Genomic DNA, 24266 nt, shown 5'->3' on the forward strand with positions numbered 1-24266 from the left:
CTCGGGGCGCTGCTGCGTACCACCGGGCGGCCCGCTTCGTGGGCCGGCGATGGTTACGGACACCCCGGAGGTCTGCATGCACGCGGTGGCGGCCGGTTGGCATGGCGACGTGGTCGGCGCGGACTGGATGTCGGCGCGGTCCTCGTCACGGCCGACGTCGTCTGCCCGGGGGGTCGACGCGCACGCGCCGTCTCGCCAGAATGGTCCGGTGACGCCGCGACCGGCGCCCGGACGCCATCAGGCGACGACGACCGAGGCCAGCCATTCCGACCAGTTGATCCGTCAGCTCTACGCCGAGCACGCCGGCCCGTTGCTGATGTTCGTGATGCGTCTCACCGGGGGGGACCGGCAGCGTGCGGAGGACATCGTCCAGGAGACGCTGCTGCGGGCCTGGCGCAACGCGCACCGCCTGGGCACGCAGGGGCAGGGGTCACTGCGGCCGTGGCTGGTCACGGTGGCCCGGCGGATCGCCATCGACGAGCACCGCAGCCAGGAGGCTCGGCCGCCGGAGACGTACGACCGGGATCTCACCGCGTTCGCCGAGGCGGACAGCACCGACCGGGTGCTGCGGACCATGACTGTCGCGGACGCGCTGCGTACGCTCAGTCAGTCGCACCGGGAGATCCTGATCTCGACGTACTTCCGGGGGCGGACGGTGCCGGAGGCCGCCGAGGAGTTGGGGCTACCGCTCGGCACCGCCAAGTCGAGGGTCTACTACGCGCTGCGCGCGCTGCGCACGGCTCTGCAGGAGCGGGGGGTGACAGAATGAGCCGGCCGGACCACATGGACGTCGCGGCGTACGCGCTCGGTGTGCTCGACGAGCAGGACACGGAGCGGTTCGAGGAGCATCTCGCGACCTGCTGGGCGTGCGCGGCCGAGTTGGAGACGATGGTGCCGGTGGTCGGGCTGCTCTCCGACATCGACGGCGAGACGATGATGGCGCTGGAGCAGACGGCGACCGACCCGGCGTTGCTGAACCGGACGCTGGGCGCGGTCCGGGCCGACCGGCGGCGTACCAGGTTTCGTCAGATGCTCGCGACGGCCGCCGCGGTGGTGGTCTTCGGCGGTCTGAGCGGGTACGGCTTCGTCAACGTGACCGACAGCGGATCGACTCCGGTCGCCGGTCCGACGCCGAGCGCACCGATCGACCCGCAGACCAGCGGGCCGACGGCCCCGCCGAGCGGCCCGGGTATCGGCGGCACCGAGGAAGAAGGCGACCAGGTCGAGGCCACCGACCCGACGACAGGTGTGCAGACCACCATGTTCCTGGTGAAGCGGGAGTACGGGACGCGGATCAACTTCGTCCTGCGGAAGCTGCCCGGCCCCCGCACCTGCCGGTTGGTGGTGGTGCGGAAGAACGCCAGCACCGAGGTCGTTTCGAGCTGGTCCGTGCCGGATGGCGGATACGGCACCAACACCCGACCACAGGGTCTGGAGTTGAGTGCGTCGACGTCGGCTTCGGTGGATGACATCAAGCAACTTCAGGTGCAGTCGGTGGACGCCAATGGTGTGGCGAGTCCGCTGGTCACGCTCCCGATGTAGTCTCGCGTACGGATCGGCGCCGGCCATGGCGACAATGGCCGGCGCCGATCTGTCGTTGTCGGAGAAGTCCCGCATCAGGGGCGTACGCATTAGCGCTGGAATTGGTTCAATCGGCCCGAGTGAAATTGACCACTGTTGTTACTTCAACCTTGACAGCCCGCCTCCCGTACCTATGGGTGAACTGCCAAGAATGAGGAGGGCACGTGGCAAAGATGAAGCGGACCGTCATCGTCGCGAGCGCGATGGTCGCACTAACGGCCTGCGCTCCCGCAGGTTACGACGGGGCGAACTCGAGCGCGGCCGAGCCGGTCGCCGTCGCCGCGGCCGAGCCCAGCGCGTCGGTTGAAGCCGAGGCGTCGGCGTCCGCGGAGGCGCCGGCAGCCGACGCGCCGCCCGCGAACGTCAACCTGACCGAGAAACTGGTCGGCAAGAGCGTCGCCCGAATGGGCAAGGTGGTCACCGACCAGGACGGCTGGATCCTGTACCGCTTCGACAAGGACACCGCCGACCCGCCCTCGTCGAACTGCGTCGACAAGTGCGCCGAGGTGTGGCCGCCGGCGCTGACCGACGGCAACCCGCAGCTCAGTGGCGTGTCCGACGACAAGGTCAGCAGCGTGACCCGCCAGGACGGCACCCGTCAGCTCACCATCGCCGGCTGGCCGGTCTACCGCTACATCGGCGACAAGAAGCCCGGCCAGTGGAAGGGCCAGGCGGTGGGTGGCACCTGGTTCGTGGTCCAGCCGGACGGCAAGAAGAACCTCAGCTGCCTGCCCACCTCCACGCCGAAGCCGGTCGCGCCGCCCGCCGACAGCGGGACCAGCGACGCCGGAGGCTCGGGCTACTCGTACTGATCAGGGACACCACGGGCACGACGGTGGCCGGTCGCAGCCGGGGAGGGCGCGACCGGCCACCGTCGTACCCGTGGGGGCCGGCGGTGGCCGTGACCACGCCACGACCTGGCAAAGTAGTGGGGTGACCGACACCGAACCCGCCGCGACCAGGGTGCTGCGCCCGCCGGTCGGCTACCGGCTGGCGGCGTCGGTCCGCGCGCTGACCTTCACGCCGTACGACCCGTGCGCACGGTTCGTCGGCGGCACCTTCTGGTGGGCCACCCGCACCCCGGACGGGCCAGCCACCCTGGCGCTGCGGCCGTCCGCCGGTGAGCTGCTCGCCGAGGGTTACGGGCCGGGCGCCGAGCACGTGGTGGCGCGGGCCGACGCGATCGCCGGGCTGCACGACGACCTGACCGGCTTCGCCGAGCTGGCCGGGGCGCACCCCCTGGTGGCCCGGCTGGCCCGGGAGCACCGGGGGCTGCGGATGCCCCGCACCGGGCAGGTCTTCCCCCGGCTGCTGCGCGTCGTCTTCGAGCAGAAGGTCACCGTCAAGGAGGCGTACCGGGCGTACGCGGCGACGGTGCGGCACTTCCGGGAGCCGGCGCCCGGCCCGTCGCCGTCGCTGCTGCTGCCGCCCGAGGCTGCCGCGGTGGCCGCCACCCCGTACTGGGTGTTCCACCCGTTCGGCGTCGAACAACGCCGGGCCGACACGCTGCGCCGCGCCGCCGCGCTCGCCGACCGGCTGGAGCGCAGCGCCGACGCGGCCGACGCCACCCGTCGACTGACCGCCATCGGAGGCATCGGGCCGTGGACGGCAGCCGAGGTGGTGCGGGTCGCGTACGGGGATCCGGACGCGGTGAGCGTCGGCGACTACCACGTCCCGAACACGGTGGCCTGGGCGCTCGCTGGCGAGCCGAGAGGCGACGACGCCCGGATGTTGGCCCTGTTGGAGCCGTTCCGGGGGCACCGGGGCCGGGTCTGCCTGCTGCTGGGGGCCGCCGGCATCGGAGCGCCGAAGTACGGTCCGCGCGCCCCGATCCGCTCGTTCGCCCGGTACTGAACGGTCACCGCCCGGCGCAGAGCCGACGCAGGGTCCGACCGAGCCACCACGCGTACGTGTGCTGCACGGCCCGGACCGCCGGGCCTCCGGCACGGGTGAACCAGCGGCTCGGGCGGCTGAACGCGCGTACCTCGAACCAGACCGCGCCGTCGTGGTCGCGGCCGACCTCGAACGCCTCCTCGCCCCGCTCCGGGTGCCCGGCCAGGGTGCCGTAGGCGAAGCCCGCGAGTGCCGGCGACTCCTCGCTCCAGATCACCCGACACGGCCCCCAGATGCGGGCGGGACCGACGCCGAGGCCGGAGCTGACCAGCGCACCCTCGCTGGCGCGCGGGGCGTCGGTGCGGATCCGGACCCCGGCGGCGCGGTGCAACCGCCAGGTCAGCACCGCCTCGGCCGCCGTCTCGAAGCAGCCGACCGGCAACGGATACCGGTGACGCAGGTGGTGGTACCCGCCAGGCAGCGGCCCGTGCCGGGTCGCCCCCACCTCCGGGTACGTCAGGTCGTCCACTGCTCGCACCGGCGCTTGAGACCGTCGGCCTCCAGGCGCAGGTAGCGCCGGAGCAGGCCGCCGTACAGCCGGCCGATCAGGCCGGCCAGCGGCCCGGACTGGTCGATGGCCAACTCGACCCGGGTACGCCCGTCGGGCAGCGGCAGCAGCCGGTGCTCCCCACGGGTCCGCACCCCGGGAGTGTCGGACACCCAGGTGAACTCCCGTCCCTCGGTCAGCTCGGTGACCCGCCACACCGCCGGCCGCAGCTTCGGCTGGGTCAACCGGGCGGTCGCGCCGACGGCGAGCGGTTCCGGTTCCCCCCGCTCGACCCGGGTCACCGAGGCCGTCCACTCCGGCCAGCGTTCCACGTCGACAAGCACCGCCCAGACCTGCTCGGCGTCGGCGACGATCTCCGCCGTGGCTTCGAACCGCATCACGTCCCCTCCCTGGGCGGTGCCGTCGCGCACCGCCCACGGGTGCGGACATGGCCGCCGGGTGGATCGTGACACCCGCGCGCAACCCCGGCGGGATCAGGCGGCCTCGCGGAGGTCGGCCAGGCTCAGCGGGGTACGCCGCCGCAGCAGTTCCTCCAGCTCGGGCACCGAACCGACCTCGCCGAGCACGTTCCGGCCGCCACCGAACCGCTGCGGATAGCGGCGGGTCAGGCGGTAGCGGTAGCGGCCCCGGATCAGCTCGACGCTCACCCGCCACCGCCCGCAGCAGTCGCAGACCCACTCGGACACCTCGCGAAAGTAGCGCTGACCTGCGGATATTCGATTCGCCCGGTCGGGACGAGCGGCGCGTGGGCGGACACGCCACCCCGGCGCCCACGGTGATCTGCCTCACGACTGTCGGTGCCGTCTGATTGACTGGTCGCCGTGGACCTGCCGATCAATCCTCCGGTCGAGCCGATGCTGGCCAAGAGTGTCGCCAAGCTTCCCACCGCCGCCGGGCTGACCTACGAGCCCAAGTGGGACGGGTTCCGGTGCATCGTGTTCCGCGACGGTGACGAGGTCGAGCTGGCCAGCCGGGGCGGCAAGTCGATGACCCGCTATTTCCCCGAGGTGGTCGACCAGGCCCGCCGGCAGTTGCCCGAGCGGTGCGCGGTCGACGGCGAGTTGATCGTCATCCGGCGCGACGGGCCGAGCGGCCAGCCCCGGCTGGATTTCGAGTTGCTGGCCCAGCGCATCCACCCGGCCGCGTCCCGGGTGAAGCTGCTCGCCGAGACCACACCTGCCGATTTCGTCGCGTTCGACCTGCTGGCCATCGGCGACGAGGCGCTGCTCGACCAGCCCTACCCGCTCCGCCGCAAGCGGTTGGTCGAGGCGCTGGCCGGCGTGCGCCCGCCGGTGCACGTCACCCAGGTCACCACCGATCCCGACACCGCCCGCCGTTGGTTCGACGTGTTCGAGGGCGCCGGGCTGGACGGGTTGATCGTCAAGCCGGCCGACCTGCCGTACGAGCCGGGCAAGCGGCTGATGTCCAAGGTCAAGCACACCCGCACCGCGGACGCGGTGGTGGCCGGCTTCCGCTGGCACAAGTCCGGCCCGGTGGTGGGCTCGCTGCTGCTCGGCCTCTACGACGACGCCGGGGTCCTGCACCACGTGGGGGTGAGCGCCTCGTTCACCATGGCCCGTCGCGCCGAGTTGCTCGACGAGCTGGCCCCCTACCGGGACATCGGCGGCGAGCATCCGTGGGTGCACGGCGACCACGAGCGCGGCCAACGCATCCCGGGTGGGGTGAGCCGGTGGACCGGCACCAAGAACCTGGAGTGGGAGCCGGTCCGCCCGGAGCTGGTGGTCGAGGTGGGCTACGACGCCATGGAGGGCGAACGGTTCCGGCACACCGCCCGATTCGTCCGCTGGCGCCCGGACCGCGACCCCCGGTCGTGCCGTTACGACCAGCTCGACCGGCCGATCCGCTTCGACGTGGACCAGGTGCTGCGCGGTGACCCGGCGGCCACCGTGGACCGTGCCGCCGATGGCTCGGCGTAGCCTGGCCGTCGACCCGACCCCGGAGGAGCACGTGATCCGCACCGCCCATCAGCGTCGGCTGGCGACCAGTCGCCGGGTCCGTCGCACACTGGCCGCCTTCGTCGTCACAGCGCTGCTCACCGCCGGTTGCACGCTGCCGGCGTTCGCGCCACGCACCGAGGTGGAGGGCGCGGCCGCGCCGACCGGCAGCGCGCCCACCTGGCGGCCCTGCCCGGACGTGCCCAACGACCTGGTCGGGCGCGGCGCACCCAACATGCGCTACGAGTGTGCCCGGATCGCGGTGCCCCGGGACTGGGGCACCGGCAGCGGGGCGAGCACCGGCCCGGGCGCCGGGGAGACCTTCGAGATCGCCCTGCTGCGGGCCCGATCCACCAAGCAGCGCGACCGGATCGGCTCGCTCGTGCTCAACCCGGGCGGCCCGGGCGGCTCCGGCGTCGACACCGCCGTCTACCTGTCGTTCGGCCCTCAGTTCGGCGGGCTGCCCGCCTCGATCACCGAGCGCTTCGACATCGTGGGCTTCGACCCGCGCGGGGTCTCCCGGTCCAGCCCGGTGAAGTGCATCTCCGACGCCGACCTGGACGCCAGCTTCGGCTTCGAGCCGGACCCGGCGAGCCAGTCGGAGTTCGACGGCTTCGTCGGCCTGAACCAGCGGATCGGGCGCGGCTGCGGCGACCGGTACGGCGACCAGTTGCCGCTGTACGGCACCGAGCAGGCTGCCCGTGACATGGACGCGGTGCGCGCCGCCGTGGGTGACGACAAGCTCACCTACCTGGGCTACTCCTACGGCACCCTGCTGGGCGCCACCTACGCCCAGCTCTACCCGCAGCGGGTGCGGGCGCTGGTGCTCGACGGGGCCGTCGACCCGCAGCAGCGGCTGGTGGAGGGTTCGGAGAGCCAGGCCCGCGGCTTCGAGCGGGCCTTCACCAACTTCACCCGCTGGTGCGCGGCGAACGCCGGCCGGTGCCCGATCGCCCCGGACGCGCGGGCCGCCGTCACCACGGCCATCGACAAGGCCAAGGCTTCCCCGGTACGCGGCGCCGGCGGTCGGGAAGCCACCGCCGGCTGGGTGTTCTACGCGGTCATCTCGTCGCTCTACACCGAGTCCGGCTGGCAGGAGTTGGCCCAGGCGATCGACAAGCTGGCCGAGGGCGATCCGAAGGACGTGTTCCGGCTCGCCGACGCGTACGCCGGCCGGGGCGACGACGGGCGTTACTCGAACCTGTTCGACGCCAACCTGGCCATCAACTGCGCCGACGAGACGGAGAAGCCGAGCCGGGAGCAGATCCGGCAGTTGCAGTCCGAGTGGCGGGGGAAATATCCGCTGTTCGGGCCGGCGCTGGCGGTCGGCATGCTGAGCTGCGTCGAGTGGCCGGGCGGGCGTGACCCGTACCCGACCGGGAAGGCGAACGGCGCACCGCCGATCGTGGTGGTCGGCACCACCGGCGACCCGGCGACGCCCTACGAGCAGACCCCGCGGCTCGCCTCGATGCTGGGCGTCGGGCGGGTGCTGACCTGGGAGGGCGAGGGGCACACCGCGTACCCGCAGACGTCCTGCATCACCGACGCGGTCGACGCCTACCTGCTCGACCTGACGGTGCCACCGGAAGGGAAGCGCTGCCCGGCCCGGTGACCGGTTGGATTGGCGGCAGCGGGGGCACCTCGATGCCCTGCCGGCTGGCCAGTTCTTCCAGCAGCGCCCGCATCCGGCGTACGTCGGCCTTGAGCTGCTCCTGCTCCTCGTGCTCGAAGGCGTTGTCGTCGACGATGAGCCGGCTCGCGAAGTGCGCGGTGATCAGCGGAATGACCAGCAGCACCATTGTCGAGATGAGCAGCGCGGCCAGCGTCCGGCCCGCCCAGGTGGTCGGCGAGATGTCGCCGTACCCGACGGTGGAGGCGGTCACCACCGCCCACCAGACGGCGTCGGCCGGGCTGCGCTGCTCGACCTCGCCGTAGATGATCCCGGCCACCACGATCATCAGTAGGTACGAGGTGATCAACGTGCGGGGCGAGTTGGCGAACCACACCAAAGCCCGGTAGATCCACCGGAACGGCAGCAGCAGAAGCTCCATGCCGCCCCATGCTGCCCGTTGCCCGCAAGCAGCGCCGGCCCATTCGCCGGTTTCGTTGTGCCAGGCTCATCGGCATGACCGACGTGATCTTCCGGGAGGCGGTCCGGGCTGACCTGCCCGCCGTCATCGCCCTGCTCGCCGACGACGTTCTGGGCAAGGCCCGCGACTTCACCGAGGTCGACGAGGCCTACGAGAGGGCGTTCGCGGCAATCGACGCGGACCCGCGCAACCAGCTGATCGTGGCGGAGCAGGCCGGCGACCTGGTCGGCTGCCTGCAGATCACCTACATCCCGGGCCTGGGCCGGCACGGCAGTGAGCGATCGCTCATCGAGTCGGTCCGGGTCCGCTCGGACCGGCGCGGCCAGGGGCTGGGCCGGGACCTGATGACCTGGGCGGTCGACCAGGCCCGGCAGCGTGGCTGCGCGCTGGTGCAGCTCACCACCGACAAGACCCGCGCGGACGCGCACCGCTTCTACCTGGGCCTCGGCTTCGTGGCCAGTCACGAGGGCATGAAGCTCGCGCTCTGACCCGCCGTCACGCCCGCCCGGCGGGGCAACAGGGCTCGCCCGACCGGATTACGTTCGCTGTCATGAGCAGGACGCCGATTGCCAAGAGCGCCGCACCGTCGCGCCCGCCCTGGCGACTGATCGGCTCAGCTCTCTTGGTGGTCGGCGGCCTGCTGGTCGTCGTCGCGTTCTGGTTGCCCGCCTGGCGCAGCGTCTACCCGGGGCGGACCGATGTCACACCGGGCACCGAGGTGATCGGCTGGGCGCTGCCCTTCGCGGTGGTCGGCGCCGTGTTCGCGGTGCTGTCACTTGCCAACCCCGGTCCGTCCCGTTGGGTGTGGCGGCAGGCCAGCCTGGGCATGCTCGTCTCCAACGTGCTCGCCTGCGGCAGCCTCACCGGAGTGTTCTGGTATTTCGAGGCCAACGACCCCTACGTCGAGGACGATCTGCTCGGCACCGGCCCGGGCATCGGCACTCTGCTGGCCCTGCTGGGCTGTCTGCTGATCCCGCTCGCCGGCGCCCTCCCCAACGGCCGCAAGGACGCCGGCCGGGCCAACCCGACGACGGAGAAAGCGCTACGACCGCCGGGTCGCTGACCGAGTTCGCAGCCCACGGCCCACGGCCCAGAGCCACAGCCCAGGGCCACGGCGCAGAGCCACAGCCCAGGGCCACGGCGCAGAGCCACAGCCGAGGGCGCAGCGGTCAGCCGTCGACCAGGCGGCCGTCGCGCAACATGAGCACCCGGTCGGCGAGGTCGATCAGGGCCGGGTCGTGCGTGGCCACCAGCGCCGTCATGCCGCGCGCGTGCACCACCGCGCGCAGCAGGTCCATGATGGACCGGCCCGTCTCCGAGTCGAGCTGACCGGTGGGCTCGTCGGCGATGAGCAGATCCGGCTCGTTGGCCAGGGCTCGGGCTACCGCGACCCGCTGTTGCTGCCCACCGGAGAGCTCGTACGGGCGCTGGGCCGCGTGTCCGCCCAGGCCGACCATCTCCAGCAGCACGGCGACCCGCTGCTCGCGCTCGGCGGCCGGCACCTGCGCCAGCCGCAACGGCACGCCCACGTTCTCGGCGGCGGAGAGGATCGGCACCAGCCCGAACGTCTGGAACACGAACCCGACGGTGCCCCGGCGCAGCCGCAAGAGTTCCGCCTCGCCGGCCGCGGTCACCTCGTGCCCGGCCACCACCACCTGACCGCTGTCCGGGCGGTCGAGACCGCCGATCAGGTTCAGCAGCGTGGTCTTGCCGGCCCCGGACCGGCCCCGGATGGCGACCAGCTCGCCCCGGTTGGCGCTGAACGAGACGTCCCGCACCGCGTGCACGGCGTGCTCGCCCCGACCGAAGGTGCGGCTCACACCGCTGACCCGGACCACCTCGACCGGTTGTCCGGCGGTTCCGCCGTCGAACCCGGCCGCACCGGTGACCACCATGTCCCGTTGACTCATGCCCGTGCTCCCCGCTCGTCCGCGGCCCGGTCGCCGGGCCGTACCTGCACGTGGTCCGGCTCCAGGTCGAGCCGGACCCGCTCCTTCAGCGCGAGCGCGTCGACGAATGCGGCAGGCAGCTGCATCCGGCCGTTGCGGTCCAGCACCGCGTACTCCTCGCTGACCAGCTCGGTGTTGCCGTCCGCGTCGGTCCGGGCGGTTCGGCGTACCTCCGAGGCGGTCCGGCCGTCGCGGATCGCGACGGTCCGGCGGACCTGCGTGGCCACGGCGTGGTCGTGGGTCACGACCACGATTGTCACGCCCAGCTCGGCGTTGATGGTGCGCAGCGCCGCGAAGACCTCGGCGCCGGTCGCCTCGTCCAACTCGCCGGTCGGCTCGTCGGCGAAGAGCACCTCCGGGTCGTTGGCCACCGCCACCGCCACCGCGACCCGCTGCTGTTCGCCGCCGCTGAGCTGCCCCGGCCGGCGGTCCGCGCAGTAACCCACGCCGACCATGTCGAGCAGCTCCCGGGCCCGTTCCCGGCGGGCCCGGCCGCCGCGTTTGCCGGCCAACTGCATCGGCAGCTCGACGTTCTCCACAGCGGTGAGGTACGGCAGCAGGTTGCGGCCGGTCTGCTGCCAGACGAAGCCGACCAGTTCCCGCCGGTAGCTCAGCCGACGCTTGGTGGACAGCGTGAGCAGGTCGTAGTCGGCCACCCGGGCGATGCCGGCGGTGGGCGTGTCCAGGCCGGAGAGGATGTTGAGCAGGGTCGACTTGCCCGAGCCGGACGCGCCGACGATCGCCACCAGCTCCCCCCGGTCGATGACCAGGTCGAGTCCCTGCAGGGCGACCACCTCCACCCCCTCGGTCTTGAAGATGCGCACCAGGCCGTCGCAGACGATGTGTCCGCGCAGTCGGTCCTGCCCGCCGGCCCGCTCGGCGGCGCGTTGCGCTGCCCGCTGTTGCAGGGAGGCCAGGTCGGGCACCAGTGAAGTCTGGGCGGTAGCGGTCATCTCAGCTCTCCTCTCCGAGCCGAAGCACCTCACCGAGGCGCAACCGGCGGTTGTTCAGGGCCTCGACGGCGACCGCGAAGCCGAGGGCGACCACCCCGAGCGCGAGCACCGCCGCCACCAGGCCGGGCTCGAAGGCCACCCGGACCGGCATGCCACTGGTGAACGCGGACAGGCCGAGCACCGGGTTGAGCAGCAGGGGCAGCACCGCACCGACGAGCGCGCCGGTCAGCACCGACACCCCGACCAGCGGGGCCAGCTCGACCAGCAGCAGCCCGCGCCACTGCCGGCGGGACAGGCCGAGGGTACGCAGCCGGGACAGCACCTGGCCGCGGGCCCGCGCGCCGGCCAGCACGATGAACGCGATGGCCAGCAGCCCGAGCACCGAGCCACCGACGGCACCGGCGACGAACCCGAAGGCCAGTACGCCGTTCGCGCCGCCCGCGCCGAGATCCCGGCGGACGTCGGCCCGGGTGTCGACGACGACCCCGAGTGGGCGTTGCCCCCCGGTGACGGCCCCCTGCTGCTGGTACCGCAACTGTCCCTCGTCACCGGCGCGGCGCAGCGCCTCGACGTCCAGCCGATCGCCGGCGACCAGCAGGCTGGTGGCCACGGGCGAGGTGGGGCGCGCCGGGAGCGCCTGCCAGGGCAGGATGACGAACCGGTCGGTGTTCGCCGACAGCAGGGGGAAACTGTCCTCGCTGCCGGCCACCCGGAACTCGTACCGCTGGTTCTGCACCGAGATGAAGGCGGAGCGGTCCAGTCCGGCCTTGGTCAGGTCGGCGGCGACCGCCGGCGAGACGATCGCCGGCACCGGCCCCGATTCGGGCCGGGCGGTGCGCAACGCCGCCGGTAGCGGCAGATCCACGGCCGACTGCTTGGCCACCTCGGCCAACCGTGAGCCGTCGATCAGCAGCACGGCGGTGTCCTCGAGCCGCGGGTCGGTGCCGAGTTCGTCGGCTGCCAGCCGCTCGTCGGACGCGAACAGCACTCCGGTGGCGGCCCGGACCCCCGGCAGGCGACCCAGCTCGTCGATCGTGTCGGGAGCGAAGCGTTCACCTCGGATCACCGCGTCGGCGGGCACGATCCGTTCGGCGGCCCGGTCCCGGCTCGCGTCGACGCCCGCGGCGACGACCGCGCAGAACGCCGCGGTGCCGATCGCGAGCACCACGACAACCAGCGGGGCGGCGACGGACGACCGGCCGGCCCGCGCCGTGCCGAGGAAGGCGACGCTGCCCCTTCTCCGCGCGGCAAGCCGGCTGACCAGCAACAACGGCCAGGGGTACGCCCGCAGCGCGAGTACCGCCGCGGCGATCGCGAGCAGCACCGGCACCGACACCAGCAGCGGGTCCACCTCACCGAGGGTGAGGCCGCGCCGACGCAGCAGCACCGCGGCGAGCACGGCGAGCAGCAGCACGGAAACCTCGACGGTGAGCCGGCGGGTCGACGGGCGCATCCGGACCAGGTCTCGGCGCGACGCCCCGCCGGTCGGCACGGCCAGCGTGGCCAGCGGCAGGGCCAGGGTGACCAGCACGGTCGCGGCGATCGCGTACGGGGTGCTCGGGTCCGGGGCGCCCGGGAACAGGGTGCCCAGCCACCAGCCGAGCGCGGCGGCGACCGGCACCACCAGCAGTGACTCGGCGAGGCTGCGTCGGGCGCCGGCCGTGCTCCCACCGCCACGCGCCCGGATCAGCACGAACTCCGCCCGACGCCGCCGGGTGGCGAGGGTCGCCGCGAGGACGATCAGCCCGGCCAGCGTGGCCAGTACGCCGGCCGCGATCACCGCCAGCAGGGTCCGGGCGGCGTTGACCTGGGCGGCGAACGCGCGCAACGGGATGTCGATGCCCTGGGCCAGCGAGAGGTCGGCAGGCCTACGCAGCTGCGTCTCCTGGAGGCCGTCGATCAGCTGGTCCAGCTGCCGCGTATCGATCTTGTCGGCGCCCAGCCGGTACCGCCAGTTCGACCGGATCGGCCACCCCTCCGCGGCCCGCTTGTCGAGGGTCGACTGGGCGACGACCCCGGAGGCGATGAACGGCTGAGCGTCCCCTTCCGGTGGGATGATCTGGAGCATCGATGGCAGCCCGTCCCAGATGCCGCTCGTACGGTCGACGGGGCGGTACAGCCCGACCACGGTCAGCGGGACGGCGTCGTGGAGACGCTTCTGCTCATCGACCCGGCCGATGCGCAGTTGGCTTCCGGTGCGCAGGTTGAGTTTGCCGGCCACGTCGGCGTCGAGCGCCACCTCGATCGGCCGGTCGGGAAGGTACGTCTCGCTCGGCCACGCCCCCTCGACGAGGGTGCTGGCGTCCTGGACGCCGGGCATGCCCCGCAGACCCAGGTCGACGAGCAGGTTGCGGGCCTTGAGGTCCGGGCCGACCACGCGGGCCGGTTGCGCGTCCACGTTGTACCACCGCTCGGACACCGCCGAGCGCACCTGCGGCGGCAGGCCCGCGGCCAGCGCGTCGAACCGCTCGCGGCCGTAGGCCATCGCCGGCTTCAGGGCGGGGGCGGTCACCACGGCGGTGCTGTACGAGAGGTCCCGCCGGGCCGGCAGCTCACTGTTCAACTGCGCCCGGAGCCCCTCTTCGGCGAGCTGGTTGACCAGCCGGGGCACGCCGCTGATCAGCAGCGTGACCACCAGGGTCAGCACCGCCAGCAGGAGGAACTGCCCGCCGTACACCCGGACCCGCCGGGCCACCGCGCCGACGCTCATCGTTCTCCCCCGATTCGCAGCTGTACCGCCGCCACCCGCTGCCGGATGCCGGAGGCGATGAACGCGCTGAAGGCGAGCGCCGCCAGCAGCAGACCGACCGCGGTCAGACCGATCGGCACCCAGGGCAGCGCGAACGTCGCCGGGGGGATCGGCCGACCGGCGGCCGGGGTGAGGATGACGAGCGGGGCCATGGTGGCTCCGACCACGGCGCCGAGCAGCAGACCGACCCCCACGCCGATGCCGGCGAGGAACGCCTGTTCGGCTAGCAGCGCCCGAGCCAGCAGTCGGGGCGTGGCGCCGAGGGTGTGCAGGACCGCGAACTCACTGAGTCGGCGTCGGGCGGTCGCCCAGACGTCCACCATCAGGCCGACGATGGCGAGCAGCACCGCGCCGAGCGCCGCGGCGAGCATCCCGGTCCGCGAACCCTGCCAGTACGGGTCGTCGGCCGCGGCCGTGATCACCGCTTCCCGGTTGAGGACGGTGACTCCCGGCAGTTCCTCGGCCGCTCCGGCGGCGGCCATCGCGTCGGTGGCGCCGATCCACCACTCCGGTGTCGGGCGGATCGTCCCGCCGGATCCGACAAGCGCGTCGACCGCCGCCGGCAGGTCGAGCAGTACGCCCTCGCCGGTGGTCGTCGGCACGGCTTCCAGTTCACCGACCAGGTGGACCCGCAGCGTCACCCCGGAGAGCGCCAGCTCGACGGTGTCGCCGAGGTGAAGGCTCAGCGCCTCGCGTACCCGGGGGGTCATCAGCACCGGGACGCCGGCGACCGGCGCGCTCGCCGCTCCCGGCACGACGACGAACTGGCCCTCCGGCCGGTCCGGCCGTCCCTCCTCGGCGATCAGCCGGATGGGACGGTTGGCGACGAACCCGGCACCGCTCGACTCCACCGGCGCGCGCGGCCCACCGGGCCAGGTCACCGTCCAGTCACCGGTCAGCTCCGCCGGCCGGGTCGTACCGCCACCATCGACGAACGCCAACCCCTGCACCTGGAACGGGTACGACATGCCGGCCGCGTACCCGGCGTCGGCCTCGAAGCCGGCCAGCCGCAGCCGCGCCTCGCCCACGTCCGGAAGCGTGACCGTGAACCGCGTGGCCTCCCCGGTGCTCGGTGCCTCGACCGCCGGCAGCCGGAAGGCGAGGCCGTCGGTGGTGGTGAACAGCAGCGTCACCGCGATCCGGTGCGGCTCGATGGGTTCGTCGACAGGCTCGGTGGGTTGTTCGAGAGGCGTACGGACAGTGCCGGTGACCGCCCGGGTGCCCTCCGGCAGCTCGACTCCCCCGCTGGCACCGCGCGCCTGGATCATGCGCCGGTACTGCTCCGACACCGGATCATCGCTGAGACGGTCGGGGAGTCGGACGACCCCGGGGGCGCTGGCCGGGTCGATACCGACGACGGTCACCGGCAGGTCCGCCCGGCCGACCCGGATGTCGTCCCGCCACGCCGGCAACACCCGGTGGACGCCCGGCAGCGCGGCGAGTTCACCGGCCCGGGTGAGGGGGGCGGCCCCGGCTCGTTCGGTGACCCGCAGGTCGGCGCCGACCGTGTGCCCGGCCTGCTCGACCTGGGACCGCTCCCCCGTGCTGATCAGGGACCAGGCCAGGGTGCTGCCACCGACGGCGAGGGCGAGCAGCAGCACCGGGCCGGCGTGCGGACGGCGACCGGCCTGCCACATGCCGAACATGGTGGCCGTCCAGGGCCGCCGGTCGACGAACCGCTCGGCGAACCGGGTGACTGGCGGCAGCACCCGCAGCGCCAGCACGGCACCCGCCAGCACCCCGAGTGTCGGGGCGGCGATCAGCAGCGGGTCGAGACCGAGCCGGCCGCCCGAGCCGGCCAGCGGCGAGGCGTACCGGCGCAGCTGCACCCAGGCGAGCACGGCGAGCGCCACGAGCACCAGGTCGACGCTGGCCCGCTGGACGCTCGCCGCCCGGTTCGGGCGGGAGCGGGCGGCCATGTCGGCCACGTACGTGCCGGCGCCGCGCAGCGTCGGGGCGACCATGACCACCAGGCAGCCGGCGGCCGTGGCGGCGGCGGCCGCCCAGACCAGGACGGTGCTGCCGCCGGCGCTGGACAGTTGCTCGGCACCGCCGGGTCGGACGAATCGCAGCGCCACACCGGCGATCACCGGCGCGAGCAGGACCGCGGGGGCGACCACCAGGGTCGCCTCGCGGGCGGCCAGGCCGGCCAACTGTCGGCGGGCGGCGCCGCGAGCACGCAGCAGTGCGGTCTGCGCGCGACGGTCCTCGTGCAGGAGCGCGGCGACGAGCACCAGCGCGTACCCGCCGAGCACCAGGATGAGCAGCAGCGGGGTGGCCAGCGCGGAACGGCCGACCAGGTCGGCGCGGCCCATCCGGTCCAGCAGCTGGGGCATCTCGGTCACCGCCTGGCCGGAGCTGCCCAGTTGGGCGGCTTCGGGCACCGCCGCGGACGCCTCGGTGAGGGCCTTCCGCACGGCGGGCAGGTCGGCCGCGTCGACGCCGGCGAGATCCGGTTCGACGAGCCAGGACGCCGACACCGAGCCGGGGAAGATGGCCGCGAAGTCAGCCGGATCGAGGACGAACGGCCCGTACGACGTGCCGGAGCCCGCACTGCCCGTCCCCACCCCGGGGGCCAACAGCCAGTACGCGTCCGCCGGGTCGCGGGGCCGCCAGGTGCCGGCGAGCACCAGCTCGCTGCGCCGTTCGGTGGCCCGGTCGCGGACCGGGATGCGTTGACCGACGCTGAGGCCCAGCGCACCCGCGGCCCGCTCCGGGAGGCTCACCTGGGTCGGGTTCGCCCCTGGGCGTGGCCAGGTTCCGCTGGTCAGCTCCGCGTGCGCGGCGAGGTCGTCGAGGGTGGCCAGGTTGGCGAAGACGGGCTCGTCGCCGGTACGGGGCACGGATCCGAGCGAGCCGGTCAGCTCCCGTCCGGTGCCGAACCGGGCGACCGAGACGCCGACCGGGACGCCGGCCAGCCCGTCGGCGAGCTCGGCGCGGACCGCCCCGTCGCGGGTGGCGAACTCGGCCGCGTCGCGCCCGCCCGACCCGGTGACCAGGAGGCCGCGTTCCTCGGCCGGCGAGGCGGCCACCAGCGCCCGCTGCCCGGCGTCCACCGCCCGACGGTTGTAGTCGGACAGCCCGGTGACCAACGCGACGGCGACCAGGGCCGCGATCACCGCGGCGACCAGCAACCCTCGCGCCTCTCGGGCACGCCTCCACACCAGCTTCATCCGACGCCTCCCCTGGCCCTGACGGGCCGACGACCATCAAGACAGGCCACCCACCGGGAAAGGTTCGCGCCCGTTACATGATCGTTACTACGAGAGGGGTCGGTGCGGGCCGGCCCGCGCTTCGGGAGGGCTGCCGGCCCGCGCCCAGACGGCTGGCTAGCTGCCGCCGCGGAGGTTGCGGATGCCGAACGCCACCGCTCCGAGGACGAGCACGACGCCCAGGAGCTGGAGGCCGGGCGAGTCGTCGGCCTCCCCGTGCACGATGCCGGCGACGCCGAGGGCGACCGCGAGAACGACGCCGACGCTCAGGACGTACCTCACGGGGTGTCCTCCTCGACCCACTCGAGCAGGTCTCCGGGCTGGCAGCCGAGGACCCGGCACATCGCTTCCAGCGTGCTGAAGCGGACGGCCTTGGCACGGCCGTTCTTGAGCACCGCCACGTTGGCGGGCGTGAGCCCGACACGCTCGGCGAACTCACCGACGCTCATCTTGCGTTTGGCCAACTCGACGTCGATGCGCACGACGATGGGCATCAGATCACCGCCTCCATGTCGGTCCGCAGCGTGGTCGCCTGCCGCAGCAGCGCACGCATCACCACCATGAGAAGCCCGAGCACGGTGACACCCATCGTCAGGAGGAACAGCAGGATCGGACCACCCGGATCGTCCGCGTTGAAGCCGACGTAGAGGAAGACCCCCACGAGCACCACCCACGCGGCGCCGACGGCCCACACGATCAGGTCGACCCACCGCAGGGACGCCTCGGTGAAGATGCGGTCGTTCTTGACCAGGCTGAGCAGCTTCCACGTCGACACGATGACCACCTGGACGCACAGCACCCAGAACACCGTGATGGCGGTCAACGGCCACCGGAGGTAGGCCTGCTCCGGCGACTCCTGGGCCATGTGCGCGAACTGTCCGGGCAGCGAGAACGTCTGGAACCCGATCAGGACCACGAACAGCACCCCGAGAAAAACCCTGAGAGCGGCTACCGCTCGATGCTCTGTCACCATGCATCGAGTTTCGCTCGTTACCTATCGAAAGTCAATCGATCTCCGAAGCGTCATCTCCCGCCTGGGCAGCCACTGGGCTCGCTTTCTGCGGGTGGATCGTCTCGTGGCGGGCCAGCATGGCGACGAACTCGGCGATCTTCCGCTCGCGGGTCTGCGCCCGCTTGACGGCGTTGAGGCGGTGGATGAGCGCGAACCGGTTGGTCTTGGTGAGGACGTCGAACATGGCCTGCGCGGCGGGGTCGGCGGCGATGGCGGCGAGGAGATCGGCCGGCACCTCGGCCTCCGACGGCGGGGCGTAGGCAGCCGACCAGCGCCCGTCCGCCTTCGCGGCCTCCACCGCGGCGCGACCCGAGGGCAGCATCAGCCCCTCCGCCTCCAGTCGGGCCACGTGGGAGACGTTGCGTTGCGACCAGGCACTACGGGCCCGGCGCGGGGTGAACCGGATCCAGGAGCTCTCCTGATCCCGTTTCCGGGCCTGCCCGTCGATCCAGCCGAAGCACAGGGCCTCGTCGACCGCCTGCTGCCAGGTCAGCGTCGTGACCGTGCCGCCCTTCTTGGTCAGGGCGAGCCAGACACCGGGCGATGTGGCGTGGTTGGCCGACAACCACGCGCGCAGGGCCGCGTTGTCCGCGACGATCAACTCATCCAGCTCTGGGCTCACCATGGCGGCAGGCTAACCGCCACGGCCGACACCGACGCCCCGGTGGACACCAGGACCGACGCCGGGGCGGACGCATGGCCGACGCCCGGGCCGACGTCACGGCCACCGCCGTCCGGTCAGGCTCTACCATCGTCGCCATGGCAACACGGCTTGTGCAGATCAACATGAAGGCTCGGGACGACGCCGCACTCGGCGGTTTCTGGGCGCAGGCGCTCGGCTGGGGAATCTCCAGCGAGGGACCCGGCGTGACAAACCTCGAACCCGAGGGCTTCGTCTACCCCGATCCCGTCGCCGTCTGCGTCGACCTCGTCGTCTCGACGGAACCCAAGACGGTGAAGAACCGCGTACACGTCGACCTCGCCACCTCCTCCGCGGCCCAGCAGGCGCAACTGGTCACGCGCCTGCGGGATCTCGGCGCGACACCAGTCGACATCGGTCAGGGCGATGTGCCCTGGACGGTCCTGGCCGACCCGGAGGGCAACGAGTTCTGCGTGCTGGACCCCCGACCGCTCTACCGGGACACCGGCCCGATCGCCGCCGTGGTGGTCGACTGCGCGGATCCACGGGCCATGGCCAGCTTCTGGGACACGGCCACGGACTGGACCTCGCACGAGGTGACCGACCAGAGCGCGGTGCTGCGCTCCGCCAAGGGCGTTGGCCCATATCTGCGGTTCGTCCGCACCCCCGACGTGAAGACCGGGTGGAACCGCGTCCATCTCGACGTCCGCCCCTATCCAGGCGACGACCTGGCGGCGGAGGCGGCCAGGCTGCAGGCCCTCGGCGCCACCGCCGTCGACCTGAGCCCGAGCGAGATCCATTGGAAGGTCCTCACCGACCCCGAGGGCAACGAGTTCTGCGTCCTCACTCCAGGCTGACCTGAACCTGCGCTGACCCGAACCCGCGCTGACCCGAACCCGCGCTGAGCCGAACCCGCGTCATCCACGCGGCACGTCCACCGGGACACCTGGACGCCATGACGCCCCGGCGGCGGCGGGCATCCCCCGAGCCGCCTCGCACCTCGGTCGCCGGTTCGGGGCCGCTTGGGATCGGTCACGTCCGCCGGTGGTAGTGGTTGCGACGCGGGATCTGGTCGGCGTCGAGCCAGGCCGGCGGGACGAACTCCGGGTTGCCGTCGCCCCCCAGCCGAACCGCCCACTCGCCCTGGTGCAGGTGCCGATGGTGGTGGCCGCAGAGCAGCACCGCGTTGTCGAGACTGGTCGGGCCGCCGTCGACCCAGTGTCGAATGTGGTGGGCGGCGCACCAGCGGGGCGGCCGGTCGCAGCCGGGAAAGGCGCAGCCTCCGTCGCGCAGCACCAGCGCACGCCGCAGCGGACCACTGATGAGGCGGCGTTGCCGGCCGACGTCGAGGACCTGACCGGCACCGCCCAGCACGGCCGGCAGGACGGCGGCGTCGCAGGCGAGCCGACGCACCGTCTCCGGGGTGAGCCGCGGGCCGACGTCGAGCGCGCCGGCGCGCAACCGCCGCGTCAGCTCGTCGAAGCCAGTGGTGACGACGAGCTGGGCCGGGTCGCCGCCCTGCTCCGGTAGCTCACCGGTGCGCAGAGCCAGCCGGCACACGTCGGCGAGGGCGTCGTGCCGACGCTGGCCGGCGGTGCGCGTGTCGTCGGCTGCACTGGGTGCGCTGAGCGGGTCGATGGCGGCGCGCACGAGCGCGGCGGTCTCCGCGTCGAGGATGCCGCTGAGCCGTAGCTGCCCGCCGGTCTGCTCGGAGACGGTGAGGTGCCGGTCGCGGGCGGCGCGAGCGGCCTCGGCCTCCAGGGCCGCCGCGGCTGCGGCGTCGGCGATCTCGGGGGCGACGTGGTCGAGGATGCGGCTGCCGAGCCTGTGCAACAGGGTGGGGTCGAATTGGCCGGCCCAGTCGACCAGCACGCCGACGGCCTTGTCGGCGACCTCCGGCCCGGCGGCCGTCTGCACGGTGGCGACGGTGTCAGCGATGACCCGGGCCTGCTCCACGCTGACCGCGCCGCTCGTCAAGGCATCCCGCACGGCGCTCGGGGCCGCGTCGACGCGGGCCGCGAGGTCGACCAGCCGGCGCGCGGCGGGAACTGTCAGCCGCAGTCGCTCGCGCAACCAGACCGCCGTGCTGGAAGCGCCCTGCGTCAGTGCGGTGCCGCGACCGTCCAACTCACGCACCAACGCCAGCTTGACGGCGGCAAGACGTTGCTCGACGCGGTGCGCGGCGTCGAGAGCATCGATCAGCTCCTGCTCGGCGAGAGCCCAGGCGGCCGCGTCGGTGCAGGCCGCCACCGCACCCTCCGCCCGCACCAACTCATCGATCACACCCAAACCCTAGAACAGGTGTACGACAACTTCGCTCGCGATGACATTCGTCTGGCATGGGAGAGGTTCGTTGGATGGACCCGGTGACCGACGTCCAGCGAGGACGCCACCGCGCCTCGCTCAGGCGCTTTCGTCGGGTGTGCGCTTGGCGCGGCTGGGCTGCACCCGCTTGGGTTCGCCGGGCATCTTCGGGTGGTCCGGCGGGTACGGCAGGTCGCCCTGGCCGGCGGCGGCGTCCCGCTCGGCCCACTCCAACAGTGGCGTGATGTCCCACGGGGCGTCGTCGATGTCGGCGTGCGGGTCGCCCCGCTCGGCGAGCCGGGCCGGCACGGTACGCAGGTCGAAGTCGTCCGGGTCGACGTCGGGCAGCTCGTCCCAGCTGACCGGGGTCGAGACGGTGGCCCGTGGGTTGGCCCGCAGCGAGTACGCGCAGGCGATCGTCCGGTCCCGGGCCGTCTGGTTGAAGTCGACGAAGACCCGGTTGCCGCGCTCCTCCTTCCACCAGGAGGTGGTGACCAGGTCGGGGTGGCGGCGTTCCACCTCCCGGGCGAGCGCGATGGTGGCCCGACGCACCTCGGTGAACGTCCAGCGGGGCTGGATGCGCAGGTAGACGTGCACACCCCGGCCACCGGAGGTCTTCGGCCAGCCGGCCACGCCCAGCTCGTCGAGGACCGCGCGGACCCCTGCGGCGGCCCGCGCCGCGTCGGCGAAGTCGGTGCCGGGCTGCGGATCGAGGTCGATGCGCAGCTCGTCGGGTCGGTCGACGTCGGCGGCGCGCACCGGCCAGGGGTGGAAGACGATGGTGCCCATCTGTGCCGCCCAGGCCACGTGCGCCAGATCGGCCGGGCACAGCTCCGCCGCACTGCGACCGCTGGGGAAGGTGATCTGGGCGGTGCTCAGCCAGGGCGGCACCCCTCGGGTGGGCACGCGTTTCTGGAAGAACGCCTCACCCTCGATGCCCTCGGGGAAGCGTTGCAGCGTGGTGGGCCTCTCCCGCAGGGCACGCATGATCCCGTCGCCCACCGCGAGGTAGTAGTGGAAGACGTCCGCCTTGGTGAAGCCCCGCTGGGGGAAGATCACCCGGTCCGGACTGCTCAGTCGTACGGTGTGCCCGGCCACCTCGACCTCGGTGACCGCTGCCTTGGTGCCCGCCATCTCGCGACCTTATGCCACACCCCCGACGTTCGACGTACCGTTGAGGGGTGAGTCTTGACGACAACGAGCTGCCCCGCACCGACGACGAGTGGCGGGTCCGGTTGACCCCCGAGGAGTTCCACGTCCTGCGGGAGGCCGGCACCGAACGCCCGTGGGTCGGCGAGTACGTGGACACGAAGACCCAGGGGGTCTACCACTGCCGCGCCTGCGGGTTGGAACTCTTCTCCAGCGACACGAAGTTCGATTCGCACTGCGGCTGGCCGAGTTTCGACGACGCCATCCCGGGCCGGGTGAAGGAGATCGAGGACCGCAGCCTCGGCATGGCGCGCACCGAGATCCGCTGCGCCCGCTGCGACAGTCACCTCGGGCACGTCTTCCACGGCGAGGGCTTCACCCCGAAGGACACCCGGCACTGCGTCAACTCGATCTCGGTCCGGTTGGAACCCCGCTGACCTGAGCTGTGCGGGCGCGGTCGACGCGCGTTCACGGCGTACCCCGGAGCAGCTCGACCTCGGCGGTCCGGGACTGCTCGATCCGCCGGGCCAGGTCGCGGACCTGCTCGTTTCGGCCGACGCCGACCTGGGCTCGGGCCAGGTCGGCCGCCGCACGCTGGTGGTCGGCGAGCACCTCGCGCAGCGCGCGGTCGACGTCCGGGTCGGGCGCGGTCCGCAGCCGGTCGAGCGCGCCGTCGTCGCCGTGCCCGTCGTGCTGGTGCGCGCCCGCGCCGGCACCCGGCCCGGCCGTGGGCAACCAGCCGCGCATCGCGGACAGCTCGTCGGCCTCGGTCGCCTCGATGGCGGCGGCCAGGGTGCGCAGCGCGTCGTCGCGCACCCGGTCGCGGGCCAGCGCGACGATCTGCAGGGTGCGTTCGCTGTGCCCGACCATCGTGGTCAGGAAGACCACGTCGATCCCGCTCATCGTGTCCCCGTCGGCCGCGGACCCCGCCCCCGCGGATCCGGCCGACGCCGTCGCGGCGGGGGCCGGTTGCGGCACGACCGGCGGGCTCGACGTGGGCGACCCACCGCAGGCGCCGGCGAGCAGCACCGCGGCGACAAGGGAGACCAGACGGGTACGACGGGACATGCCGGGTCCTCCGTTTCACGCGGGGACGGTGACACGGGTGCGGCCGATGGCCGCACCCGTGGGGGTCAGACCTGTTGCCAGAGCGCCGGTACGTTCGGCGGCTCCCAGCCCGGGATCGCCGTGTGTGCCTGCCGGCAGCGGTACGTCGCTCCGCCGTAGGTGACCTGGTCACCGACCTGGTACGCCCGGCCCGTCGCCCAACTGCCGCCCGGGGCGGGCGTCGCGCTCGGCGTGGCGGTCGGGGTGGGCCGTGGGGTGGGCGAGGTGGTGGGGGTCGGGTTCGACCCGCCGCCGCCGATCTGCACGTCGATGCAGGAGTAGAAGGCGTTCGCGGTGTCGGAGATGTTCCACACCGCGAGGATCTTCTGGCGTCCGGAGAAGCCACCCAGGTTGACGGTGTGCGAGACCGTCGCGCCCGGCTGCTGCCCGTTGCCGTTGACCACGCCGACGCGGGTGTTGCCGATCCAGTACTCCCAGTTGCTGGTGGCGTGGCGGGCGGTGTTCACCCAGGTGAAGGTCAGCGAACTGCCGACCGAGGCGGCCGGCCAGCCCCGACTGTCGTCGTTGAGGACGGCGAACTGGGCGATGCCGGCGTTGCAACTGCGCAGACCCTTGGGTCCCTCGACGCTCTGCGGCTCGTACCTGATCTGCCCGCAGTCGGGCACCCGGCCCTGCGCGCAGAGCGCCTGCCGGCTGGGCGGGGCGGAGACGTAGCCGTGCGCCTGCGCGGGAACGGCGACGGTGAGGGTCGCGGCGACGGCACCGGCCGCCACCAGCGGGATGGTGATTCTTCGACGCATCGGGGCGGCTCCTTTTCCAGGGTCCGGTAGGTGCCCACCAACGTAAGTTAAACATTGTTAACAGTAAAGACTCCCATCGATAAATCCATTGATGGTGACGACTTTGGGGTCAGAGGCGGAGCAGGCTGCCCCGGTCGTCGACCTGGTCGGCCGACTCGTCGTCCAACCAGATGCCGTCGGCGGCGAGGTAGCGGAAGACGTACTCCCCGGGCGGGAGCTTCACGGTGACCGTCCGCATGCCGTCGCGGCGGATCACCAACTCGTGTCGACCCGGCTCCCAGTCGTTGAAGGAGCCGACGACGCTCACCGGGCCGGGCGGGGAGTCCCGGGGCAGGCAGAAGGTCACCCGGGTCTGGGTGCCGAAGAGCTTGTTGCGCTTGATCACTGTGACCCTCCGGGGGTT

Annotated in this window: 27 protein-coding genes; 10 read left to right on the forward strand and 17 right to left on the reverse strand. The window is 72.7% G+C overall.

Annotated elements, in window-relative coordinates:
• The first annotated feature begins 76 nt into the window (after window positions 1–76).
• From AB0C01_RS03825 to AB0C01_RS03840, 4 genes are all read left to right on the forward strand, one after another.
• On the forward strand, window positions 77–769 hold the full coding sequence (locus AB0C01_RS03825; RefSeq protein WP_357248063.1) for a sigma-70 family RNA polymerase sigma factor: 693 nt from the start codon (window positions 77–79) through the stop codon (window positions 767–769).
• Window positions 766–1542 (forward strand): zf-HC2 domain-containing protein, encoded by a 777-nt coding sequence (locus AB0C01_RS03830; RefSeq protein WP_357570145.1) that lies wholly within the window; start codon window positions 766–768, stop codon window positions 1540–1542. Before AB0C01_RS03825 ends, AB0C01_RS03830 begins: the two co-directional genes overlap by 4 nt.
• 203 nt (window positions 1543–1745) lie before the next feature.
• Window positions 1746–2393: a hypothetical protein gene (locus tag AB0C01_RS03835; RefSeq protein WP_357570146.1), complete on the forward strand. Its 648-nt coding sequence runs from the start codon at window positions 1746–1748 to the stop codon at window positions 2391–2393.
• A gap of 121 nt (window positions 2394–2514) precedes the next feature.
• Window positions 2515–3435: a DNA-3-methyladenine glycosylase 2 family protein gene (locus AB0C01_RS03840; protein ID WP_357570147.1), complete on the forward strand. Its 921-nt coding sequence runs from the start codon at window positions 2515–2517 to the stop codon at window positions 3433–3435.
• A 4-nt stretch (window positions 3436–3439) separates the two neighbouring features.
• Here the strand turns inward: AB0C01_RS03840 and AB0C01_RS03845 are convergent, their stop codons facing one another.
• The 3 genes from AB0C01_RS03845 to AB0C01_RS03855 form a co-directional block, all read right to left on the reverse strand.
• Window positions 3440–3943, reverse strand: a complete 504-nt coding sequence (locus AB0C01_RS03845; protein WP_357570148.1) for a DUF1990 domain-containing protein — start codon at window positions 3941–3943, stop codon at window positions 3440–3442.
• The gene (locus tag AB0C01_RS03850; RefSeq protein WP_357570254.1) at window positions 3931–4359 is read right to left on the reverse strand and encodes an SRPBCC family protein; all 429 of its coding nucleotides are present in this window, start codon (window positions 4357–4359) and stop codon (window positions 3931–3933) included. Before AB0C01_RS03850 ends, AB0C01_RS03845 begins: the two co-directional genes overlap by 13 nt.
• Before the next feature lie 96 nt (window positions 4360–4455).
• A complete protein-coding gene (locus tag AB0C01_RS03855; protein ID WP_110563419.1) occupies window positions 4456–4668 on the reverse strand; it encodes a hypothetical protein in 213 nt (70 codons plus the stop codon).
• 135 nt (window positions 4669–4803) lie between these two features.
• Here AB0C01_RS03855 and AB0C01_RS03860 point away from each other — a divergent pair, with 135 nt between their 5' ends.
• On the forward strand, window positions 4804–5919 hold the full coding sequence (locus tag AB0C01_RS03860; protein WP_357570149.1) for an ATP-dependent DNA ligase: 1116 nt from the start codon (window positions 4804–4806) through the stop codon (window positions 5917–5919).
• A complete protein-coding gene (locus AB0C01_RS03865; RefSeq protein WP_357570150.1) occupies window positions 5906–7549 on the forward strand; it encodes an alpha/beta hydrolase in 1644 nt (547 codons plus the stop codon). Before AB0C01_RS03860 ends, AB0C01_RS03865 begins: the two co-directional genes overlap by 14 nt.
• Here the strand turns inward: AB0C01_RS03865 and AB0C01_RS03870 are convergent.
• Window positions 7476–7988: a potassium channel family protein gene (locus AB0C01_RS03870; RefSeq protein WP_357570151.1), complete on the reverse strand. Its 513-nt coding sequence runs from the start codon at window positions 7986–7988 to the stop codon at window positions 7476–7478. The two genes, AB0C01_RS03865 and AB0C01_RS03870, sit on opposite strands and share 74 nt — an antisense overlap.
• Before the next feature lie 74 nt (window positions 7989–8062).
• On the opposite strand from AB0C01_RS03870, the gene AB0C01_RS03875 reads away from it, so the two are divergent.
• Together AB0C01_RS03875 and AB0C01_RS03880 are read left to right on the forward strand one after the other, a co-directional pair.
• Entirely contained in the window at window positions 8063–8515 is a 453-nt protein-coding gene (locus AB0C01_RS03875; RefSeq protein WP_357570152.1) for a GNAT family N-acetyltransferase, read from the forward strand.
• A 62-nt stretch (window positions 8516–8577) separates the two neighbouring features.
• Window positions 8578–9090, forward strand: coding sequence for a hypothetical protein (locus AB0C01_RS03880; protein ID WP_357247742.1), 513 nt, complete (start codon window positions 8578–8580; stop codon window positions 9088–9090).
• Window positions 9091–9196: 106 nt separating this feature from the next.
• Here the strand turns inward: AB0C01_RS03880 and AB0C01_RS03885 are convergent, their stop codons facing one another.
• The 8 genes from AB0C01_RS03885 to AB0C01_RS03920 form a co-directional block, all read right to left on the reverse strand.
• Complete coding sequence (locus tag AB0C01_RS03885) at window positions 9197–9922, reverse strand: ABC transporter ATP-binding protein (protein ID WP_357248060.1); 726 nt, start codon at window positions 9920–9922, stop codon at window positions 9197–9199.
• Window positions 9923–9933: 11 nt separating this feature from the next.
• Entirely contained in the window at window positions 9934–10929 is a 996-nt protein-coding gene (locus AB0C01_RS03890) for an ABC transporter ATP-binding protein (protein WP_357247739.1), read from the reverse strand.
• Window position 10930: 1 nt separating this feature from the next.
• Window positions 10931–13639 carry an FtsX-like permease family protein gene (locus tag AB0C01_RS03895; protein ID WP_357570153.1) on the reverse strand — a complete coding sequence of 903 codons (2709 nt, stop codon included), beginning with the start codon at window positions 13637–13639 and terminating at the stop codon, window positions 10931–10933.
• Entirely contained in the window at window positions 13636–16851 is a 3216-nt protein-coding gene (locus AB0C01_RS03900) for an ABC transporter permease (protein WP_357570154.1), read from the reverse strand. The genes AB0C01_RS03895 and AB0C01_RS03900 overlap by 4 nt, the downstream gene beginning before the upstream one ends.
• Window positions 16852–17007: 156 nt before the next feature.
• Complete coding sequence (locus AB0C01_RS03905) at window positions 17008–17172, reverse strand: hypothetical protein (RefSeq protein WP_357570155.1); 165 nt, start codon at window positions 17170–17172, stop codon at window positions 17008–17010.
• Entirely contained in the window at window positions 17169–17384 is a 216-nt protein-coding gene (locus AB0C01_RS03910) for a helix-turn-helix transcriptional regulator (RefSeq protein ID WP_357247729.1), read from the reverse strand. The genes AB0C01_RS03905 and AB0C01_RS03910 overlap by 4 nt, the downstream gene beginning before the upstream one ends.
• Window positions 17384–17863 carry a DUF2975 domain-containing protein gene (locus AB0C01_RS03915; protein ID WP_357570156.1) on the reverse strand — a complete coding sequence of 160 codons (480 nt, stop codon included), beginning with the start codon at window positions 17861–17863 and terminating at the stop codon, window positions 17384–17386. Before AB0C01_RS03915 ends, AB0C01_RS03910 begins: the two co-directional genes overlap by 1 nt.
• 31 nt (window positions 17864–17894) lie before the next feature.
• Entirely contained in the window at window positions 17895–18527 is a 633-nt protein-coding gene (locus tag AB0C01_RS03920; RefSeq protein WP_357570157.1) for a YdeI/OmpD-associated family protein, read from the reverse strand.
• Window positions 18528–18661: 134 nt separating this feature from the next.
• Here AB0C01_RS03920 and AB0C01_RS03925 point away from each other — a divergent pair, with 134 nt between their 5' ends.
• Window positions 18662–19399 carry a VOC family protein gene (locus AB0C01_RS03925; RefSeq protein ID WP_357247720.1) on the forward strand — a complete coding sequence of 246 codons (738 nt, stop codon included), beginning with the start codon at window positions 18662–18664 and terminating at the stop codon, window positions 19397–19399.
• Window positions 19400–19574: 175 nt separating this feature from the next.
• On the opposite strand, the gene AB0C01_RS03930 is transcribed toward AB0C01_RS03925, so the two are convergent.
• Together AB0C01_RS03930 and ligD are read right to left on the reverse strand one after the other, a co-directional pair.
• Entirely contained in the window at window positions 19575–20825 is a 1251-nt protein-coding gene (locus AB0C01_RS03930; RefSeq protein ID WP_357247717.1) for a DUF222 domain-containing protein, read from the reverse strand.
• A 120-nt stretch (window positions 20826–20945) separates the two neighbouring features.
• Window positions 20946–21980: a non-homologous end-joining DNA ligase gene (gene ligD, locus AB0C01_RS03935; RefSeq protein ID WP_357570158.1), complete on the reverse strand. Its 1035-nt coding sequence runs from the start codon at window positions 21978–21980 to the stop codon at window positions 20946–20948.
• A 47-nt stretch (window positions 21981–22027) separates the two neighbouring features.
• Here ligD and msrB point away from each other — a divergent pair, with 47 nt between their 5' ends.
• Window positions 22028–22432: a peptide-methionine (R)-S-oxide reductase MsrB gene (gene msrB / locus AB0C01_RS03940; RefSeq protein WP_357247712.1), complete on the forward strand. Its 405-nt coding sequence runs from the start codon at window positions 22028–22030 to the stop codon at window positions 22430–22432.
• A 31-nt stretch (window positions 22433–22463) separates the two neighbouring features.
• On the opposite strand, the gene AB0C01_RS03945 is transcribed toward msrB, so the two are convergent.
• From AB0C01_RS03945 to AB0C01_RS03955, 3 genes are all read right to left on the reverse strand, one after another.
• Window positions 22464–23063, reverse strand: a complete 600-nt coding sequence (locus AB0C01_RS03945; protein WP_357570159.1) for a DUF305 domain-containing protein — start codon at window positions 23061–23063, stop codon at window positions 22464–22466.
• Between the two features lie 65 nt (window positions 23064–23128).
• Complete coding sequence (locus AB0C01_RS03950) at window positions 23129–23863, reverse strand: lytic polysaccharide monooxygenase (protein ID WP_357570160.1); 735 nt, start codon at window positions 23861–23863, stop codon at window positions 23129–23131.
• A 109-nt stretch (window positions 23864–23972) separates the two neighbouring features.
• Window positions 23973–24248, reverse strand: a complete 276-nt coding sequence (locus tag AB0C01_RS03955) for a glycoside hydrolase (RefSeq protein ID WP_357570161.1) — start codon at window positions 24246–24248, stop codon at window positions 23973–23975.
• Between the last annotated feature and the right edge of the window lie 18 nt (window positions 24249–24266).

Source organism: Micromonospora sp. NPDC048905 (assembly GCF_040649655.1).
In the GTDB taxonomy this organism is placed as follows: domain Bacteria; phylum Actinomycetota; class Actinomycetes; order Mycobacteriales; family Micromonosporaceae; genus Micromonospora.

Excerpts from the sequence above, each read along its gene's own strand:
- AB0C01_RS03825 (WP_357248063.1), top strand. The coding sequence starts at position 77 with ATGCACGCGGTGGCGGCCGGTTGGCATGGCGACGTGGTCGGCGCGGAC.
- AB0C01_RS03830 (WP_357570145.1), top strand. The coding sequence starts at position 766 with ATGAGCCGGCCGGACCACATGGACGTCGCGGCGTACGCGCTCGGTGTG.
- AB0C01_RS03850 (WP_357570254.1), bottom strand. The coding sequence starts at position 4,359 with ATGCGGTTCGAAGCCACGGCGGAGATCGTCGCCGACGCCGAGCAGGTC.
- AB0C01_RS03865 (WP_357570150.1), top strand. The coding sequence starts at position 5,906 with ATGGCTCGGCGTAGCCTGGCCGTCGACCCGACCCCGGAGGAGCACGTG.
- AB0C01_RS03870 (WP_357570151.1), bottom strand. The coding sequence starts at position 7,988 with ATGGAGCTTCTGCTGCTGCCGTTCCGGTGGATCTACCGGGCTTTGGTG.
- AB0C01_RS03875 (WP_357570152.1), top strand. The coding sequence starts at position 8,063 with ATGACCGACGTGATCTTCCGGGAGGCGGTCCGGGCTGACCTGCCCGCC.
- AB0C01_RS03880 (WP_357247742.1), top strand. The coding sequence starts at position 8,578 with ATGAGCAGGACGCCGATTGCCAAGAGCGCCGCACCGTCGCGCCCGCCC.
- AB0C01_RS03885 (WP_357248060.1), bottom strand. The coding sequence starts at position 9,922 with ATGGTGGTCACCGGTGCGGCCGGGTTCGACGGCGGAACCGCCGGACAA.
- AB0C01_RS03890 (WP_357247739.1), bottom strand. The coding sequence starts at position 10,929 with ATGACCGCTACCGCCCAGACTTCACTGGTGCCCGACCTGGCCTCCCTG.
- AB0C01_RS03895 (WP_357570153.1), bottom strand. The coding sequence starts at position 13,639 with ATGAGCGTCGGCGCGGTGGCCCGGCGGGTCCGGGTGTACGGCGGGCAG.
- AB0C01_RS03900 (WP_357570154.1), bottom strand. The coding sequence starts at position 16,851 with ATGAAGCTGGTGTGGAGGCGTGCCCGAGAGGCGCGAGGGTTGCTGGTC.
- AB0C01_RS03910 (WP_357247729.1), bottom strand. The coding sequence starts at position 17,384 with ATGCCCATCGTCGTGCGCATCGACGTCGAGTTGGCCAAACGCAAGATG.
- AB0C01_RS03915 (WP_357570156.1), bottom strand. The coding sequence starts at position 17,863 with ATGGTGACAGAGCATCGAGCGGTAGCCGCTCTCAGGGTTTTTCTCGGG.
- AB0C01_RS03920 (WP_357570157.1), bottom strand. The coding sequence starts at position 18,527 with ATGGTGAGCCCAGAGCTGGATGAGTTGATCGTCGCGGACAACGCGGCC.
- AB0C01_RS03925 (WP_357247720.1), top strand. The coding sequence starts at position 18,662 with ATGGCAACACGGCTTGTGCAGATCAACATGAAGGCTCGGGACGACGCC.
- ligD (WP_357570158.1), bottom strand. The coding sequence starts at position 21,980 with ATGGCGGGCACCAAGGCAGCGGTCACCGAGGTCGAGGTGGCCGGGCAC.
- AB0C01_RS03945 (WP_357570159.1), bottom strand. The coding sequence starts at position 23,063 with ATGTCCCGTCGTACCCGTCTGGTCTCCCTTGTCGCCGCGGTGCTGCTC.
- AB0C01_RS03950 (WP_357570160.1), bottom strand. The coding sequence starts at position 23,863 with ATGCGTCGAAGAATCACCATCCCGCTGGTGGCGGCCGGTGCCGTCGCC.